This window comes from Gemmobacter serpentinus (genome assembly GCF_008973825.1).
GTDB classification, from domain to species: Bacteria; Pseudomonadota; Alphaproteobacteria; order Rhodobacterales; family Rhodobacteraceae; genus Gemmobacter; species Gemmobacter serpentinus.
This window is the reverse complement of record NZ_WCHR01000005.1, coordinates 43946-60250: the sequence shown is the minus strand read 5'-3', so window position 1 is coordinate 60250 and position 16305 is coordinate 43946. Positions and strand designations below refer to the sequence as shown.

Genomic DNA, 16305 nt, shown 5'->3' with positions numbered 1-16305 from the left:
TGGCCCCGCCTTTGGCGGGGTTTTTGCTTTTGGGTGGCTTACCCTAGCGCTGCGCGCAGTTCCGCCACCCATTCCGGCACGATCCGGCTGGCGGGGCCAAGGCGCACCTCGTCGAAATCGGGGGCCACAGCACTGGCCTCTGCGTTCAGTTCCAGACAGTCCGCCCCGGTCCGCGCCGCGATCTCGGCAAAGCCCGCCGCCGGATAGACCGTGCCGGAGGTGCCGATGGCCACGAACAGGTCGGCGCGCAGCAAGGCGGCCTCAATCTGCTGCATGTGATAGGGATATTCGCCGAACCAGACGATATCAGGCCGTGCCGGGGCATGGCCGCAGGCCGGGCAGGCATCCGCCAGCCGCATCTCGGCGGGGGCGGGCCAGCGATGGTCGCAGGCCGCACATAGCGCGCCCTCCAGCCCGCCATGGATATGCAGGATGGATTGCGACCCCGCGCGTTCATGCAGGTCATCGACATTCTGGGTCACGATCAGCATCTCGCCGGGCCAGAACGCCTCCAGCTCTGCCAGCGCCACATGCGCGGCATTGGGGCATGCCGCGCGGGCATTGGCGCGGCGGGCATTGTAGAAATCCAGCACAAGGCCGGGATTGCGGGCAAAGCCCCGTGGCGTCGCCACATCGTTCAGGTCATAGCGCGTCCACAGCCCATCCTTCTCACGAAAGGTGCCAAGCCCGCTTTCCGCGCTGATCCCCGCGCCGGTCAGGATCACCAGTCTTTTCATCGCGCGCGCTCCGTGCCAGATCAGGGGGATGACCCATCGTATCCTCTTTGTCTGTCTGGGCAATATCTGCCGTTCCCCCACCGCGGAGGCGGTGTTCCGTGCCCGTGCCGCCACGGCCGGGCTGGTCACACAGGTCGATAGCGCAGGAACCGGCGGCTGGCATGCGGGCGAGGCACCGCATCCACCGATGATCGCGGCCGCCCATGCGCGCGGCTATGACCTGACCTCGCTGCGCGCTCGGCAGTTGCGGGCGGATGATTTCAGCCGCTTCGACCATGTGTTGGTGATGGATCGCCAGAACCTGCGCGATGCGCAAGCCTTGCGGCGCAAGACGGGGCAGGGGGTGGAGCCCCGGCTGTTCCTCGACCTTGCACCCGGCTGTGGCCATGTCGAGATGCCCGACCCCTGGTATACGGGCACCTTCGATCTGACGATTGATCTCTGCGAGGCGGCCAGTGACGGGCTGATTGCGGCCTTGCATAAATGAACACCCCGCCCGGTGTTGACCGGACGGGGATTCTCAAAACAGAACGGATGTCGGGCATCCGCGTTTGAAGCTGTTCCGGCTTATTGCGTTATTGCGCGCAATAGGCCTCGGCCATCTGGCCGAAATTCTTGTAGCGATCCCAGAAAGCGTCATCGGCCTCGCGCTTGGAAATCCAGACCTCATGCGCCAGATCGGGATCCTTCATCAGCTTGGCGGCGCGGCGCTGATCGCCCCCGCGCAGCGTCATATCCGCAACCTGCTGGATGCAGCCGCAGACGGCGCGATTGCCATTGTCGCTGCTGCGGCAGGCCCGCTCGATCGGACCGGCCATGGCGGCGGAGGCTGCAAGGGAAAGTCCAAGCGCCGCAAAGGCACCTGCCAGATGGGTTTTCTTCATGTCTCTGCCTCTTGCCTGTGGGCGGGGTTTCCCTCCGCCACGGGTCATTTTCTGTCAGCAATTATGCCGATTCGTCGCGAATTGTTCAATGATCTGCCGCAAATGCGCGGGATTTGGCCGATCCGTCCCGCCTGCCCACCAGCGGCAGGGGCGGCGGGGCGGATCGACACCAAACCTAGGCCCTGCACCCTCATGCCGAGGCAAAGCGATCCATCGCCATGCGGAAGATCGCGGTGTCCAGATTGCCGCCGCTGCCGATGCAGATCACGTCGTCCCCGGCAAGGGATTCGCGGCGGAACAGGGCGGCGGCCAGCGCCACCGCGCCGCCCGGCTCCAGCACGATCTTCAGCCGCAGCCAGGCCAATGCCACCGCCTGCAGTGCCTCGTCTTCAGACACCACGAGGCCGGGGCCGCACAGCCTTTTGTTGATCGGAAAGGTGATCGCCCCCGGCGACGGCGTGGCAATCGCATCGCAAAGTGTGCCGGACAGCCGGGCGTTGCGCTCGATCTGGCCGCTGGCAAGGCTGCGGGCGGTATCGTCAAAGCCTTCCGGCTCGCAGGGGCGCACGCGCAGGCCAGGGGCGCGGCTTTCCAGCGCCAGCGCGACGCCCGCCGTCAACCCGCCACCGCCGCAGCAGACCAGCACATCAGCCTCGCGGATGCCGTGTTCAGCAGCCTGTTCGGCGATCTCCAACCCGCAGGTGCCTTGGCCCGCGATCACCTCCGGCTCGTCATAGGGTTTGATCAGCGTCAGCCCGCGTTCGGATGCGATGGCATTGCCGATGGCGTCACGGTCATCGCGGTCGCGGTCAAACAGCACCACTTCGGCCCCATAGGCGCGGGTATTGTCGATCTTCAGGCGCGGCGCGTCCGAGGGCATGATGATGACGCAAGGCACACCGTGGCGCTGTGCGGCCAGCGCCACCCCCTGCGCGTGATTGCCCGAGGAATAGGCGATCACGCCGCGCGCCCGCACCTCGGGCTCCAGCGCCGAGACCGCCGACCAGCCGCCGCGGAACTTGAAGGATCCGGTCAGTTGCAGGCATTCCGCCTTAAGCCAAAGCCTGCGCCCGGCGATCTGGTTCAGGAAATCCGAACCCAGCAGCGGGGTGCGCAGGGCATGGCCCTGCAAGCGGAAGGCTGCGGCCTCGATCCGGGTGATATCGGTCATTTCAGGGTCTCGATCCATTGGCGAAGGGCGGAAAGGCTTTCGGCCTCGTCCAGAAAGGGAATATGGGCGCGGTCGGGCACATCGGCAAAGATCATGTCGGGGCGGCGGCGGCGCATCTCGGCGGCAGTTGCCTCAGACAGCAGATCCGAATTCGCGCCCCGGATCAGCGCCAGCGGCAGGCCGGCCAACGCATCGAACAGCGGCCAGGCGTCCGGCAGATCGGCCTTGAAAGCGGCGATGAAGGCATCACGCAAGGCTGGGTCATAGGTGATCTGCAGCCCGCGCGGGCCGGTCACATAGTGCTTTTCGGCCTCTTCCTGCCAGCGGCTGGTGGGCACATTGGCAAAGCCCGGCATGACACCCGGAAGGGCCGCGGCCAGCGCCGCATGGCTCTTGGCGGACGGATTGCGCCCCAGATAGTCAAAGATCCGCTCCAGCCCGCCGCGTTCGATCACCGGGCCGATATCGTTCAGCGCCACCCCCAGCAGCCGGTCCTTGGCGACAGCGCCCAGCCACATCGCGATCAACCCGCCGCGTGAGGTGCCCAGAACGGCAGCCTTCGCCACCCCCAGATGATCCAGCAATTCCAGCGCATCCTGCCCTTCGCGCAACACGGAATAGCTGTCGGCGCCGGTCCACTGGCTTGCGCCGCGCCCGCGATAATCCATGCGGATCAGTCGCAAGGGGGGCAGATGCGGTGCCAGATAGTCGAAATCCGCCATGGTGCGGGTCAGGCCCGAAAGGCAAAGCAGCGGCAGGCCCGCACCCTCGTCGCGGTAAGCCAGGCGGGCACCATCGGATGCGGTGAAGACTTGTGTGGTCATGGCAAAAGATCCGTCAGGCTGGAAAGGTCGGCGGCGATATGCTTCGGGCGATGGGGCAGGCGGTCCACAGGTGCTGCCCCGCGGTTGACCCAAAACGTGGTGAAGCCATTGGCCCCGGCCCCCGCAATGTCCCAGCCATTGGATGACACGAACAACACATCGGTGGGTGCCAGGGCAAAACGTTCCAGAACAAGGTCATAGACGCGCGGGGCGGGTTTGTAGGTGCCGACCACCTCAACCGAAATGACGGCGGCAAAGCGGTCTGCAATCCCGGCCGAGGTCAGGCTGCGCCCGATCATCGCGGGGCTTGCATTGGTCAGGATCGCCTTTTCCACCCCACGCGCCTCAAGCGTGTCCAGCAGGGCAGGCACTTCGGGGAACACGGGCAGCGCCTGATAAAGATCCAGCAGGCGGCGGCGCAGCGCCACATCTTCGATGCCCTGCGCCTCCAGAGCCCAGTCAAGGGAATCGGCGGTCAGATGTTCGAAATCCTCGTGCTGGCGCATGATGCTGCGCAGCCAGCTGTATTCCAGTTGTTTGCGCCGCCAGTCGGCCGCAAGGCGCGGCCAGCATTCAGCCAGAACCGGATGGCTGCGCCCGGCCTCTCGCGCGGCGGCCTCGACATCAAACAGCGTGCCATAGGCATCAAAGACCACCGTCCTGATTGTCACGCGCCGCACCCCCATGCCCGGACCCCATCGTGCCAAGCGTGGCACAGGCTGCGGCCGGATTGAACCCCCGACGATATCCGCCCCGACCGCGGCATGGAACTGGCCCGCATGAGTTGGTCTGTTTCTGGCTGCCACGTCTGGCGGCAGAACCATCGGCCTCAGGACAATCTGGGCCATGAAAATCTGCCTGCCGAACAGCCAAACCCAGAATGACTTGCCCAAGGCAGAACGGCCGGGCCCGGCACCAGACCCGTTGCGCGACTGTGGTCAAAGACCCGGTGGCGGCCACAAGACCAAGCGCCCCGACCAATACCCCCGACCAAGGCAGCAGCATCGCGGCGTTCCGTCACGCTTGCCCGAAAGCGCCGCTGCGCCTAAACCCCGGATGCGAGACAGGAGACCCGCCATGGCCAGAGCCCCCGGAATGACCGATCTGCAAGGTGATCGTGCCGCCTCGAGAAAGGTGGGGGCGCTGCGCAGCCTTGGCCCGTTCCTTGCGCCTTACCGGGCGATGGTTCTGGGGGCCCTGGCTGCCTTGACGCTGACGGCGGCAGTCAGTCTGATGCTGCCACTTGCGGTGCGCCGCGTCGTGGATGGCTTCAACAGCGATACGATTGCGCTGCTGGACCAGTATTTCGGGGCGGCCTTGGCGATTGCCGCCGCCCTCGCGCTTGGCACGGGCCTGCGCTACTATCTTGTCACCCGGCTGGGCGAACGGGTCGTGGCCGATATCCGCCGCGCGCTGTTTGATCGGGTTTTGGGGCAATCGCCTGCTTTCTATGAGAAAATCCTGACGGGTGAGGTGCTGTCGCGCCTGACCACCGACACCACGCTGATCCTGTCGGTCATCGGGTCTTCCGTCTCGGTCGCGCTGCGCAACGTGCTGCTGCTGATCGGCGGCATGGGGTTCCTGCTTTGGACCTCGCCCAAGCTGACCGGGCTGGTATTGCTGATCGTGCCGGTGGTGATCGTGCCGATCATCGTGATGGGGCGGCGGCTGCGCCGGCTCAGCCGCGACAATCAGGACTGGATCGCGGCGTCGTCCGGCACGGCGGCCGAGGCGCTGCAGGCGGCGCAGACCGTGCAGGCCTTCACCCATGAGACGCGCACCCGGGCGGCCTTTGCCGATGTGACCGAGAAATCCTACATCTCTGCCAAACAGCGCATCGCAACCCGGGCGCTGATGACGATCATCGTGATTTTCCTCGTCTTTGCGGGGATTGTCGGCGTCTTGTGGATCGGCGCACATGATGTGCGCGATGGGGCGATGTCGCCGGGGGAGCTGGTGCAATTCGTCATCTATGCCGTGATGGTCGCAGGTGCCGTCGGCGCTTTGTCCGAGATCTGGGGCGAGCTGCAACGCGCGGCAGGCGCGACGGAGCGGCTGGTGGAACTGCTGGAGACCCGCGACGCCATCGAGGATCCTGTAGCCCCGCGCACCCTGCCGCGTCCGGTGCGGGGCGAGATCAGCTTTGAAGGTCTGGCCTTCACCTATCCGGCGCGCCCCGACCGTTCGGCGCTGGCCGGGGTGGATCTGCGCCTGCGCCCGGGCGAAACGGTGGCACTGGTCGGGCCGTCAGGGGCGGGCAAGACCACGATGCTGCAACTCTTGATGCGGTTCTATGATCCGCAGGCGGGGCGCATCACGCTGGACGGGATCGACCTTCGCGAGATGACGCGCGATGAATTCCGCAGCGCGCTGGCGCTGGTGCCACAGGATCCGGTGATCTTCGCGACCTCGGCGCGCGAAAACATCCGCTTTGGCCGCCCGGATGCCAGCGATGCCGAGGTGGAGGCCGCCGCCCGCGCCGCCGCCGCGCATGATTTCCTGACCGCGCTGCCCGAGGGCTATGACACCTTCCTGGGGGAGCGCGGGGTGATGCTGTCGGGCGGGCAGAAACAGCGCGTGGCGATTGCCCGCGCCATCCTGCGCGACGCGCCCGTGCTGTTGCTGGATGAAGCAACCTCGGCGCTGGATGCCGAAAGCGAGCGCGCGGTGCAGCAGGCGGTCGAACGTCTGGGTGAGGGGCGCACGGTTCTGGTGGTGGCGCATCGTCTGGCGACGGTGAAGCGCGCCGACCGGATCGTGGTCTTCGATCAGGGCCGGATCGTGGCGCAGGGCCGGCATGAGGATCTGGTGGCAGAGGGCGGGCTTTATGCGCGGCTGGCGCGCCTGCAATTCACGGATGGCAATATCTGACATCCACCTCCGAAGGCGGCATCGGCCATATCCCGCGCCTGCGCGCAGGGGAATTTTGCCGCATATCTTTCACTGGACCCGGGCGGCCATCCCGGCCATTCTGCCCCCGTTACGGGCAGGGCAACGGGCTCTGTCCGCCAGTATGGGAGATTGCCATGGGTGTTTGGTCCTTCGTGAAAGATGCAGGTTCATCGCTGTTCGGTTCCAAGGCCGAGGCGGCAGAGGTCGAAACCACCACGCAGGTGCGTGCACAGGTCGAGGCGCTGCAGAAGGAAATCGACAAGCTGGGTCTTGACGCCAAGGGCGTCGAGGTGAAGGTCGAAGGCGATACGGTGAAACTCGCAGGCTCGGCCGCGACGCCGGAAGAGCAGGAAAAGGTCATCCTGGCCGTCGGCAATGTCGCCGGTGTCGCCAAGGTCGAGGCCGAGATGCCCGCAGGCGTCGAGCCTGTGTTCTACACCGTGAAAAAGGGCGACAACCTGTCGGCCATTGCCAAGGCCACGCTGGGCAATGCCAATCGCTATAACGAGATCTTCGAGGCCAACAAGCCGATGCTGAAGCATCCCGACAAGATCTATCCGGGCCAGAACCTGCGCATCCCGCAAAAGTGAGCGCCGGGTTGATGACGGGGATCGGGGGGCTTTGCGCCCCCCGGGCTCTTTCAGAGCCCGCCCCCCGCAGGATATTTTTCAACAGGTGAAAGAGGATCGGACCCCTTCTTCACCTGTTTCCAAATATCCTCGGGGGTGAATTGCGCCGCAGGCGCAAGAGGGGGCGCGAGCGCCCCATTTCTGTTTGACGCGGCGCGTCGGTCCCCGCAACGTCACGACACATGCGTGATCCTTCCTTGCAGGAAGCCAATACAATCCGCATCTTGAAGGGCAGGAGGCATCCCGGCGAACCGGGGGCAGGGAGGAGTGCATGATGGGAAGTTTTGCCACGCTGGCCGATATTCGGGCCATCGAGTCCGAGATGACATGGGATGCCCGCGATCCGGCGCGCACCATCCATCAATTCCTGTCGCGCACCGCGGCCGCGCATGGGGATCGCCCGGCGGTATCCTACCAACTGACCTCGGGGCCGGGGGATGCGTCCGAGACCCAGAGCTGGAACGAATTGCTGGCCCGCGTTACCCAAAGCGCCAACCTGTTCCGCAGCCTCGGCGTGGGCGAGCGCGATGTGGTGGCCTTTGTGCTGCCCAATTGCAGCGAGACGGTGCATGTCCTGCTGGGCGGCATGGTTGCGGGCATCGTGAACCCGATCAATCCGCTGCTGGAACCCGAGCAGATCAGCGCCATCCTGCGCGAGACCGGGGCAAAGGTCGTGGTGACGCTGCGCGCCTTCCCCAAGACTGACCTCGCCGCCAAGGTGGCAGAGGCGGTGAAACATGCACCTGCGGTGAAAACCGTGCTGGAGATCGACCTTCTGCGCTATCTGAAGCCGCCGAAGAAATGGATCGCACATTTCCTGCGGCCAAAGACCAGCGTCACCCATACGGCCAATGTGCGCAGCTTCCGCAGCGCCCTGCGTGAACATCCGTCCGACCGGCTGACCTTCACCGATACGCCGGTGGACCGGGTCGCGGCCTACTTCCATACCGGCGGCACCACGGGAATGCCGAAGGTCGCGCAGCACAAGGTCTCGGGCATGGTCTATAATGGCTGGCTCGGCCATCGCCTGCTGTTCCGCGAGACCGATACCGTCATGTGCCCCTTGCCGATGTTCCATGTCTTCGCGGTCTATCCGATCCTGATGTCGATGATCGCAAGCGGTGGACATGTCGTGTTCCCGACGCCTGCGGGCTATCGCGGCGAGGGGGTGTTCGACAACCTGTGGAAGCTGATCGAACGCTGGAAGGTGACCTATCTGATCACCGTGCCGACGGCGCTTGCGGCGCTGATGCAGCGCCCGGTCAATGCCGATGTCAGCACCCTTCGTGGTGCCTTCTCCGGCTCGGCCCCGTTGCCGATCGAGCTGTTCAATCGGTTTGAGAAAGCCACCGGCGTCCAGATCATCGAAGGTTATGGTCTGACCGAATGCACCTGTCTGGTGTCCTGCAACCCGCCTTCGGGGGCCAAGAAGAGCGGCTCGGTCGGCATTCCCTTCCCCTATACCCATGTGCGCATCCTGCAAACCGACCGGGCGGGGGGCTTTCGCGAATGCGGGCCCGATGAGGTGGGCGAGATCTGCGTGGCAAATCCGGGCGTCTTTGAAGGATCGACCTATACCGAGGCCGACAAGAACAGGTCGCTGTTTGCCGAAGGGCGGTTTCTGCGCACCGGCGATCTGGGCCGGATCGACCCGGAGGGCTATCTGTTCATCACCGGTCGGGCCAAGGACCTGATCATCCGGGGTGGCCACAATATCGACCCGGCGGTGATCGAAGAGGCGTTGATGGGGCATGAGGCCGTGGGCTTTGTCGGGGCCATCGGCCAGCCCGACAGCCATGCGGGCGAGCTGCCCTGCGCCTATGTCGAACTGGTGAAAGGTGCCACAGCCACGGTGGAACAGCTGATGGACTATGCCAAATCGCATATCCATGAGCGCGCCGCCGTGCCCAAGCATATCGAAATTCTGCACGAGTTGCCGAAAACGGCGGTCGGCAAGGTGTTCAAGCCCGATCTGCGCCGCCTGGCGATCCGCCGGGTCTATGATACGGCTCTGGCCGGGGAGGGGCTCAATGCCCGCGTCGTCGAGGTGGTCGAGGACAAGAAGCGGGGCCTTGTCGCGCTGCTGGCCCCGCGCATAGACGAGGCGAAGGTGGCCGATCTGTTGGGGAATTTCACCAATCCCTGGGACTGGAAGCCCTGACCCCGCGCTTTCCTCTTGTGGGAATCACGCAGCTCAAGAAAAGTTGAACCCTGATTTGGGGGAGACTTTTCATGGCGCTGCGGGGTTTGGCGGGTGCTGTAATGGTGGCGGGTCTGTTTTTGGCCCTTCCGGCGGCGGCAGAGCCGCAATCGGAGCGTATCCTGACCCACAAGAACTGGATGGTGGAGATCGTGGGCTTTGACGATGGCTCCATTTCCTGCGTGGCGCAGGTGGTGGATGGTGGCAATACCTTCTCGATCTGGGCCGATCCGTGGAACGCGGTAAAGCTGCAATTCTACTCGACCGGCTGGAACTTTTCCGAAGGGGGGGCCGCCGATCTGCAGGTGCAGGTCGACCGCCGTTCGCCCTGGTCACTGACCAATGCGGAACTTTACCAGAATTCGGTGCTGTTCAATCTGCCCGGCGGTGACGCAGCGACCCGCTTCCTGATGGAAGTGGTGGAGGGGCGCAATCTGCATCTTGGCAATGACAGCGGCAGCCATGTGCAAAGCTATTCACTGGCAGGGTCTTCTGCCTCGATCAATGCGCTGATCGAATGCGTGAACGTGCTGGAGGATGACAGCGACGGCAATCCGTTCAACTGATCTGCGCCCTTTGGGGGAAATGGCCGTCCACATGGGCGGCCTTTTCCTTTCGGCAGGCGGCTCAGGTCGCGGTATCCATCCATATGGTCACCGGCCCCTGATTGACCAGTTCCACATCCATATCCGCGCCGAAGATGCCATTTGCCGTGGGCAGGCCTTCTTCCCGCAGGCGGGCGGTGAAATATTCGTAAAGCCGTTGCGCTTCGGTGGGCGGGGCGGCGGTGGAAAAGCCGGGGCGGTTGCCGCGCAGATCCGCCGCAAGGGTAAACTGGCTGACCACCAGACAGGCACCGCCGATGTCGCGCACCGACAGGTTCATCTTGTCGGCATCATCCTTGAAGATGCGCAGCTTGGCGATCTTGGCCGCCAATTGATCGGCCTGCGTCTCGGAATCGCCCTGCATGGCGCAAATCAGGATCATCAGGCCTGCGCCGATCTCGCCGGTCACCTGACCATCCACCGTCACCTTCGCGTGCGTGACGCGCTGGACAACCGCCCTCACAGCTCGTGCCGCCAGGGCGGATTGGCGCCTGCACGGCTGACCGTCACGGCGGCGGCCCGCGTGCCAAGGCTGAGGGCTGCATCCAGAACCGCATCGGACAGGGTGCCCAGGGCGGCCTTGGTCAGCACCCCCGCCTCATGGAGCGCGGCCAGCACACCCGCATTGAACGTGTCGCCTGCGCCCACGGTATCCGCCACCGTGACCTTGGTCGCCGCGACAAAGCGGTTTTGCGTGGCGGTCACGGCACGCGCGCCATCGGCCCCTTCGGTGATAAAGACCAGCTTCGGCCCCTTGGCCAGCAGTCTGCGCGCCAGATCCACCACATCGCCCGCACCCAGCAGCCAATGCAGATCCTCATCCGACAGTTTCACGATATCGGCGCGGGCGATCATCCGCTCCACCCTTGCGCGGTATTCAGCCTCTTTGCCTGCGATGAAGCCGGGGCGGATATTGGGATCGATCATGGTCACGCGGGCAGCCGCCTCGCGCGCCTGCAACGCCTCATAGGTGGAGGCAGCAGGATCATTCACCAGGCTGATGCCACCCAGAAACAGCGTATCGACCTCTGCCGGCAGATCGGGCAGTTGATCCTGGGACAGCATCCGCCCGGCGGTGCCCTCATCATAGAAGGCGTAGGTCGCCTGACCCTCCACCAGCTTCACGAAGGCCACAGTGGTCGGGCGGGCGGAGCGCGCCAGATGCTGGATATCGACCTTTGACGCCGACAAAGTCTCGGCCAGAATCTCGCCCAGCATGTCGGTGGAGACGCCCGAGAAGAAGGCCGACGGTGCCCCCAAACGGCCAAGCGCAATGGCGGTGTTGAAGACGGCCCCGCCCGCATAGGGCGCAAAACAGGCCTCGCCCGCCGTGCTTTGGCGCGGCAGCATGTCGATCAGGGCTTCTCCACAACTCAGAATCATTGCTCACCTCCCCGGCATTTGCTCAAGCCTATACGATTTCCGCGCCGTTAGCGCAAACATCACGCAAGACAATCTGCGCTCTCAACCGCTGGCGCGCCTGCAATCCAGGCGCATGAAGTCAGGCGGTGAAAAACGGTGCCAGATTGGCCCGCACCCGCGCAAGCGGCGTCTCGCCGGACTGATCGGGCACAAATTTCTCGCCGGTGATCGCCTCATAGGCCTGAATATAGACCTGTGCGGTCTGTTCGATCATCTCGGCCGGAATTTCCGGGATCGGATCGTGATAGGGATCGCAGCGCGCACCGACCCAGGACCGGATGACATCCTTGTCAAAGCTGGGCGGACGGCTGCCATCGCGCAAAGCCGCCTCATAGCCATCCAACAGCCAATAGCGGCTGCTGTCGGGGGTGTGGATCTCGTCAGCGATCAGGATATTGCCGTCCAGATCGGTACCAAACTCGTATTTCGTATCGACCAGGATCAGGCCGCGCTCAGCCGCCATGGCCTGCCCGCGGGCAAACAGGGCCAGTGCCTTGGCCGAAACCTCATCCCATTGCGCCTGGGTCAGCAGGCCCTGCGCCACGATCTCGGCTGCGGTCAGCGGCTCGTCATGGCCGCCGTCAAAGGCCTTGGAGGTGGGGGTGATGATCGCCTGCGGCAGCGCCTGATTGTCGCGCAAGCCGTCGGGCAGGACGTGGCCATACATCTGGCGCTGGCCCTGCTTGTAAAGCGTCAGCACCGAGGTGCCGGTGGTGCCCGCCAGATAGCCGCGCACCACGATCTCCACCGGCAGGATAGTCAGCCGCTTGCCGATCACCACATTGGCATCCGGATAGGCCAGCACATGATTGCCGCAAATGTCGCCAGTGCGATCAAACCACCAGCGCGCCAGCTGGGTCAGCACCTGCCCCTTATAGGGAATGGCCGCCAGGATCCGGTCAAAGGCCGAAATCCGGTCCGAGGAAATCAGGATGCGCCGCCCCTCGGGCACCTCGACCGTCGGGGGAAGGTCATAGCAATCGCGCACCTTGCCGAAATAGGGATTGGGCAATTCTGGGATACGGGCTTCGGGAAGAACGCGCATCATGGCCTCCACAGGCAAGGGGCTGGTTGCACGCCTCATCGCGCAGGCGGGGGCGGGAGTCAATGAAGCCGATTCTGCAACGGTGACGGTTCAGCAAGTCCGTCCAGGCAGCAACGGGTTGATCTATGCCCCGCGTTGCCGGGGGGCTGTCTGCCCCCCACGGAGCCTGCGGCTCCTCCCCCCGAGGATATTTATGAACAGATGAAGACGGGCACACATCTCATTCATCTGTTCATAAATATCCTCGGGGGGTGAGGCCGAAGGCCGAGGGGGCGCGAGCGCCCCCTTCAAACCCTTCGGAGAAGGGTTTGGCGCGGCTTTGGGCAAATGCGCGCGCGTGCCGGTCTTTCCCCCTTCAAACCGGCGCGGCCTGCGTTATGTTCAGCACGAGTGCGGGCAGTTCCGCGATAGCGAAAGGCATTCTCGATGGTCTTCGATTTCCTCAAGGGCGAATTCATCGACGTCATCTCCTGGCTGGACGATACGCGCGACACCATGGTCTGGCGCTTTGAGCGGCGCGGGCAGGCGATCAAATACGGTGCAAAGCTGACGGTCCGCGAGGGCCAGGCAGCGGTCTTTGTGCATGAGGGGCAGCTGGCCGATGTCTTCGGCCCCGGTCTCTACATGCTCGAGACCAACAACATGCCGATCCTGACCACGCTGCAGCATTGGGATCATGGCTTCAACTCGCCGTTCAAATCCGAGGTCTATTTCGTCAATACCACCCGGTTCAACGATCTGAAATGGGGCACCAAGAACCCGATCATGTGCCGTGACCCGGAATTCGGGCCGGTGCGGCTGCGCGCCTTTGGCACCTATTCGATGCGGGTTTCGGACCCCGCCGTCTTCCTGAAGGAGATCGTGGGGACGGATGGTGAATTCACCGCTGATGAGATCTCGAACCAGACCCGCAATGTGATCGTGCAGGAGATGAGCCGGGTTCTGGCCGGCTCCGGCATCCCGGTGCTGGATATGGCCGCCAATACCGGCGATCTGGCCAAGCTGATCGCCACCGCCATCGCGCCGAAGATCGCGGAATATGGTCTGATCCTGCCGGAATTCTATATCGAGAATATCAGCCTTCCCGAAGAGGTGGAGAAGGTGCTGGACAAGCGCACCTCGATGGGGATCGTGGGCGATCTGAACAAATACATGCAGTTCAACGCGGCCGAGGCCCTGTCCCAGCCCGGCAATGGCGCAGGCGCGATGATGGGCGCGGGCATGGCCGCAGGCATGGGCATGGGTTTTGGTCAGGCGATGACGGGGCAAGGCGTTGCTGGCCCCTGGGGTGCGGCCCCTGCGGCAGCGCCTGCTGCCCCGCCGCCCCCGCCCGCGGCGGCCGTGCAATGGCATCTGGCCGAAAACGGTGTGACCAAAGGGCCCTATTCCGAGGCGGAACTGGCGGCGATGGTGCAAGCGGCCACGCTGACCCGCGCAACGATGGTCTGGTCGGCGGGGATGGAGGGCTGGAAGCCCGCCTCCGACACGGCCTTGTCAAAACTTTTCGCCATGGTGCCGCCACCCCCGCCGCCGGCTGCGGGCTGATCCGGGACTGATGCTGATGACGGAACCGGCGGGCACCGCCGGTTCTGGTGATAGTGTCCCAGTTATCCGTGTGCCGCGCGCATGTTGCGCAGATCGAGACGACGCCAGACACTGACGCCAAACACTGACGAATGCAGGATCATCTCCCGTGACAGCCCAGACGGCAGAGCGCCATTTCCCTTGCGAATCCTGCGGCGCCGATCTGCGCTTTGCCCCCGGCCAGACCCATCTGCGCTGTGATCATTGTGGGCATGAGCAGGATATCCCTGCCGCGCCCGAGGCGCGCGATCTGGCGCTTGGCGAACATGATCTGCACCGCGCCTTGCGCGATGCGCTGCCCCCCGGCGCGATGGAAGAGGTGCGCACCACGCGTTGTCCTTCTTGTGGATCGCTGGTGGAGTTTCAGGGCGCACAGCACGCAACCGAATGCCCGTTTTGCGCAACCCCGGTTGTCGCAGGCACCGGCACCAACCGGCAGATCAAGCCGCAGGCGGTGTTGCCGTTCTTTCTGGATGAGCGCACCGCGCGCCAATCCATGACCAACTGGCTTGGCGGCCTGTGGTTCGCGCCCAATGGCCTTGTCGAATATGCCCGCAAGGGTCGGGCGCTGAACGGGCTTTATGTGCCTTACTGGACCTATGACGCCGCCACCCGATCCGCCTATCAGGGGGAACGCGGCGATCATTACTATGTCACCGAGACCGTGATTGTGGATGGGAAGCAGCGCCAGCAACAGGTCCAGAAGATCCGCTGGTCCGGGCGGCGCGGCTGGGTATCGCGTGTGTTCGATGATGTGCTGGTTCTGGCCTCGGAATCCTTGCCGCGCCGCTATACCGATGCGCTGGCCCCCTGGGATCTGGCAGCCCTGCAGCCTTACCGCGAGGATTACCTTTCGGGCTTCACCGCCGAGGGTTACACGGTCGGGCTGGAAGAGGGCTGGGCGCGGGCACAAGAGGTGATGGCGCAGGTGATCCATCAGGATGTGCGTCGCGATATCGGCGGCGATGTGCAGCGCGTGCATCGGGTTGATACCGAATATTCCGCCGAGACCTTCAAGCATATCCTGCTGCCGGTCTGGATGGCGGCCTATAAATACAATGGCAAAAGTTATCGCTTCATCGTCAACGGCCAGACCGGCCGCGTGCAGGGCGAACGGCCATGGAGCGTGTGGAAGATCACCTTCGCGGTGCTCGGCGCGGTGGCCGTCGGGTTGGGCCTGTTCTATCTGCGCCAAAAGGGCGTGATCGGCTGAGCCTGATCGGTTCGTGCAGGAGTTGTGTCAGTTCGGTTGAGGCGGTTCGGTTGAGGCGGTGCGCAGGCGGCAGAAATGCGCGCCGCAGGGCCGGCCTATCTGACCTGCCACTGTCACCCCATGCCGTCCGGCCCTATTGGCTGCCCATCAACTGTGCTGCAATCTCGCGCACGATGGGGCGCGCCTCGTTCGCCAACATCCCCGGTCGCAGGCGGCGATCATACAGGATGCGCAGCATCAGCTCGTCCTGACGGGTCAGCAGCGCAAATTCCTCGTCATCATTGAAGATCGAAGGGCGCGCCAGCGGGCTGTCATTGGCAAGACCAAGCCCTTGGGCGATTTCTTCATGCAGGCAGGACAGGCGCAGAAGATCGGGATGTTCGGCCCGGATCACCGCGAAAGCCGCGCTGTAACTGGCCGAGCTGCCCTCGGACAACGCATAGACGATGCAATAGGTCGAGCGCGGCAGATTGGTCAACCCGCTGACCTCTGCCGGGCTGAGATCGGGCAGGGTGCGCGAGATCAGCGGCCCGAGCGCGCGGCGCTCATCCTCGTTGACGATTTGGATGTGGAAGTTTCCGCCGCCTTCGACCAAGGAAATCGGATGCCCGGTCAGCGCAGACAGCCGCCCCAGATAGGACCGGATCCGCGCCCGATCAGTGGCCTGGCGATCGGGAGGAACCGAGGCACCAAAGCTTACATCGACCCGCACAGGCACCTGCCAGCGTCGCAAGCGGCTTTGGGTCTCGCGCGCGACCAACCCGCCTGCGCCCCGGGCATATTCGTCAAACAGCGCGATGCGGATAAAATTCTCGGTCAGCATCGTATCGGTAAAGGGCGTATCCGCCCCGCCACCATCGGTGCGCAGCAGCCCTTGGATCAGCAGATCCGCTTGCACCTGTGCGTAATACTGGCTCAGGGCCTGACTTTCCGCCGATGCGACCGGCGGTTGCGCCGGGCGCGGCGCCACAGGGGCGGGCCGCGCCATGGGCGTGGGCGAGATGGCGGGGGCCGTGCTCGAACAGCCCAGCAGCAATGCCGCAAGACCCATGGCACCGAAGTGCCGCGCGAAGCGGAACGTTCCCCCCACCATCATTCC

The 16305-nt window shown here is 64.3% G+C and carries 16 protein-coding genes; 7 read left to right on the top strand and 9 right to left on the bottom strand.

Features of this window, described 5'->3' with window-relative positions:
* Positions 1-38: 38 nt before the first annotated feature.
* Positions 39-737: an NAD-dependent deacylase gene (locus GBJ34_RS02605; protein ID WP_151717699.1), complete on the bottom strand. Its 699-nt coding sequence runs from the start codon at positions 735-737 to the stop codon at positions 39-41.
* Between the two features lie 28 nt (positions 738-765).
* Between GBJ34_RS02605 and GBJ34_RS02600 the strand changes: the two genes are divergently transcribed.
* Complete coding sequence (locus GBJ34_RS02600; protein WP_151717698.1) at positions 766-1224, top strand: low molecular weight protein-tyrosine-phosphatase; 459 nt, start codon at positions 766-768, stop codon at positions 1222-1224.
* A gap of 88 nt (positions 1225-1312) precedes the next feature.
* On the opposite strand, the gene GBJ34_RS02595 is transcribed toward GBJ34_RS02600, so the two are convergent.
* From GBJ34_RS02595 to GBJ34_RS02580, 4 genes are all read right to left on the bottom strand, one after another.
* On the bottom strand, positions 1313-1621 hold the full coding sequence (locus GBJ34_RS02595) for a hypothetical protein (RefSeq protein ID WP_151717697.1): 309 nt from the start codon (positions 1619-1621) through the stop codon (positions 1313-1315).
* A gap of 190 nt (positions 1622-1811) precedes the next feature.
* On the bottom strand, positions 1812-2792 hold the full coding sequence (locus GBJ34_RS02590; protein ID WP_151717696.1) for a threonine ammonia-lyase: 981 nt from the start codon (positions 2790-2792) through the stop codon (positions 1812-1814).
* Entirely contained in the window at positions 2789-3616 is an 828-nt protein-coding gene (locus tag GBJ34_RS02585) for an alpha/beta fold hydrolase (protein WP_151717695.1), read from the bottom strand. Before GBJ34_RS02585 ends, GBJ34_RS02590 begins: the two co-directional genes overlap by 4 nt.
* A complete protein-coding gene (locus tag GBJ34_RS02580; protein ID WP_151717694.1) occupies positions 3613-4287 on the bottom strand; it encodes a haloacid dehalogenase type II in 675 nt (224 codons plus the stop codon). Before GBJ34_RS02580 ends, GBJ34_RS02585 begins: the two co-directional genes overlap by 4 nt.
* A 406-nt stretch (positions 4288-4693) precedes the next feature.
* On the opposite strand from GBJ34_RS02580, the gene GBJ34_RS02575 reads away from it, so the two are divergent.
* The 4 genes from GBJ34_RS02575 to GBJ34_RS02560 all read left to right on the top strand — a co-directional run bounded on the left by GBJ34_RS02575 (position 4694) and on the right by GBJ34_RS02560 (position 9903).
* Positions 4694-6487: an ABC transporter transmembrane domain-containing protein gene (locus tag GBJ34_RS02575; RefSeq protein WP_192931086.1), complete on the top strand. Its 1794-nt coding sequence runs from the start codon at positions 4694-4696 to the stop codon at positions 6485-6487.
* A 155-nt stretch (positions 6488-6642) separates the two neighbouring features.
* A complete protein-coding gene (gene lysM, locus GBJ34_RS02570; protein ID WP_151717693.1) occupies positions 6643-7098 on the top strand; it encodes a peptidoglycan-binding protein LysM in 456 nt (151 codons plus the stop codon).
* Positions 7099-7411: 313 nt separating this feature from the next.
* Positions 7412-9298 carry an acyl-CoA synthetase gene (locus GBJ34_RS02565; RefSeq protein ID WP_151717964.1) on the top strand — a complete coding sequence of 629 codons (1887 nt, stop codon included), beginning with the start codon at positions 7412-7414 and terminating at the stop codon, positions 9296-9298.
* Between the two features lie 71 nt (positions 9299-9369).
* Positions 9370-9903 carry a hypothetical protein gene (locus GBJ34_RS02560; protein WP_151717692.1) on the top strand — a complete coding sequence of 178 codons (534 nt, stop codon included), beginning with the start codon at positions 9370-9372 and terminating at the stop codon, positions 9901-9903.
* A gap of 61 nt (positions 9904-9964) precedes the next feature.
* Here GBJ34_RS02560 and dtd read toward each other — a convergent pair whose 3' ends face one another.
* The 3 genes from dtd to GBJ34_RS02545 form a co-directional block, all read right to left on the bottom strand.
* The gene (gene dtd, locus GBJ34_RS02555) at positions 9965-10405 is read right to left on the bottom strand and encodes a D-aminoacyl-tRNA deacylase (protein ID WP_151717691.1); all 441 of its coding nucleotides are present in this window, start codon (positions 10403-10405) and stop codon (positions 9965-9967) included.
* Positions 10402-11325: a carbohydrate kinase family protein gene (locus tag GBJ34_RS02550; protein WP_151717690.1), complete on the bottom strand. Its 924-nt coding sequence runs from the start codon at positions 11323-11325 to the stop codon at positions 10402-10404. The genes dtd and GBJ34_RS02550 overlap by 4 nt, the downstream gene beginning before the upstream one ends.
* A gap of 118 nt (positions 11326-11443) precedes the next feature.
* Positions 11444-12412, bottom strand: a complete 969-nt coding sequence (locus GBJ34_RS02545) for a phosphoribosylaminoimidazolesuccinocarboxamide synthase (protein WP_404811390.1) — start codon at positions 12410-12412, stop codon at positions 11444-11446.
* Positions 12413-12835: 423 nt separating this feature from the next.
* Here GBJ34_RS02545 and GBJ34_RS02540 point away from each other — a divergent pair, with 423 nt between their 5' ends.
* Together GBJ34_RS02540 and GBJ34_RS02535 are read left to right on the top strand one after the other, a co-directional pair.
* Positions 12836-13954, top strand: coding sequence for an SPFH domain-containing protein (locus GBJ34_RS02540; RefSeq protein WP_151717689.1), 1119 nt, complete (start codon positions 12836-12838; stop codon positions 13952-13954).
* Between the two features lie 148 nt (positions 13955-14102).
* Positions 14103-15206 carry a primosomal protein N' (replication factor Y) - superfamily II helicase gene (locus GBJ34_RS02535; RefSeq protein WP_151717688.1) on the top strand — a complete coding sequence of 368 codons (1104 nt, stop codon included), beginning with the start codon at positions 14103-14105 and terminating at the stop codon, positions 15204-15206.
* 133 nt (positions 15207-15339) lie between these two features.
* Here the strand turns inward: GBJ34_RS02535 and GBJ34_RS02530 are convergent, their stop codons facing one another.
* Positions 15340-16299: a DUF2927 domain-containing protein gene (locus GBJ34_RS02530; protein ID WP_151717962.1), complete on the bottom strand. Its 960-nt coding sequence runs from the start codon at positions 16297-16299 to the stop codon at positions 15340-15342.
* Positions 16300-16305: the final 6 nt, after the last annotated feature.

Coding starts and splice junctions, on each gene's coding strand:
- GBJ34_RS02600 (WP_151717698.1), top strand. CDS start 766: ATGACCCATCGTATCCTCTTTGTCTGTCTGGGCAATATCTGCCGTTCC.
- GBJ34_RS02605 (WP_151717699.1), bottom strand. CDS start 737: ATGAAAAGACTGGTGATCCTGACCGGCGCGGGGATCAGCGCGGAAAGC.
- GBJ34_RS02560 (WP_151717692.1), top strand. CDS start 9,370: ATGGCGCTGCGGGGTTTGGCGGGTGCTGTAATGGTGGCGGGTCTGTTT.
- GBJ34_RS02590 (WP_151717696.1), bottom strand. CDS start 2,792: ATGACCGATATCACCCGGATCGAGGCCGCAGCCTTCCGCTTGCAGGGC.
- GBJ34_RS02540 (WP_151717689.1), top strand. CDS start 12,836: ATGGTCTTCGATTTCCTCAAGGGCGAATTCATCGACGTCATCTCCTGG.
- lysM (WP_151717693.1), top strand. CDS start 6,643: ATGGGTGTTTGGTCCTTCGTGAAAGATGCAGGTTCATCGCTGTTCGGT.
- GBJ34_RS02550 (WP_151717690.1), bottom strand. CDS start 11,325: ATGATTCTGAGTTGTGGAGAAGCCCTGATCGACATGCTGCCGCGCCAA.
- GBJ34_RS02595 (WP_151717697.1), bottom strand. CDS start 1,621: ATGAAGAAAACCCATCTGGCAGGTGCCTTTGCGGCGCTTGGACTTTCC.
- GBJ34_RS02565 (WP_151717964.1), top strand. CDS start 7,412: ATGGGAAGTTTTGCCACGCTGGCCGATATTCGGGCCATCGAGTCCGAG.
- GBJ34_RS02545 (WP_404811390.1), bottom strand. CDS start 12,412: ATGATGCGCGTTCTTCCCGAAGCCCGTATCCCAGAATTGCCCAATCCC.
- GBJ34_RS02530 (WP_151717962.1), bottom strand. CDS start 16,299: ATGGTGGGGGGAACGTTCCGCTTCGCGCGGCACTTCGGTGCCATGGGT.
- GBJ34_RS02575 (WP_192931086.1), top strand. CDS start 4,694: ATGGCCAGAGCCCCCGGAATGACCGATCTGCAAGGTGATCGTGCCGCC.
- GBJ34_RS02585 (WP_151717695.1), bottom strand. CDS start 3,616: ATGACCACACAAGTCTTCACCGCATCCGATGGTGCCCGCCTGGCTTAC.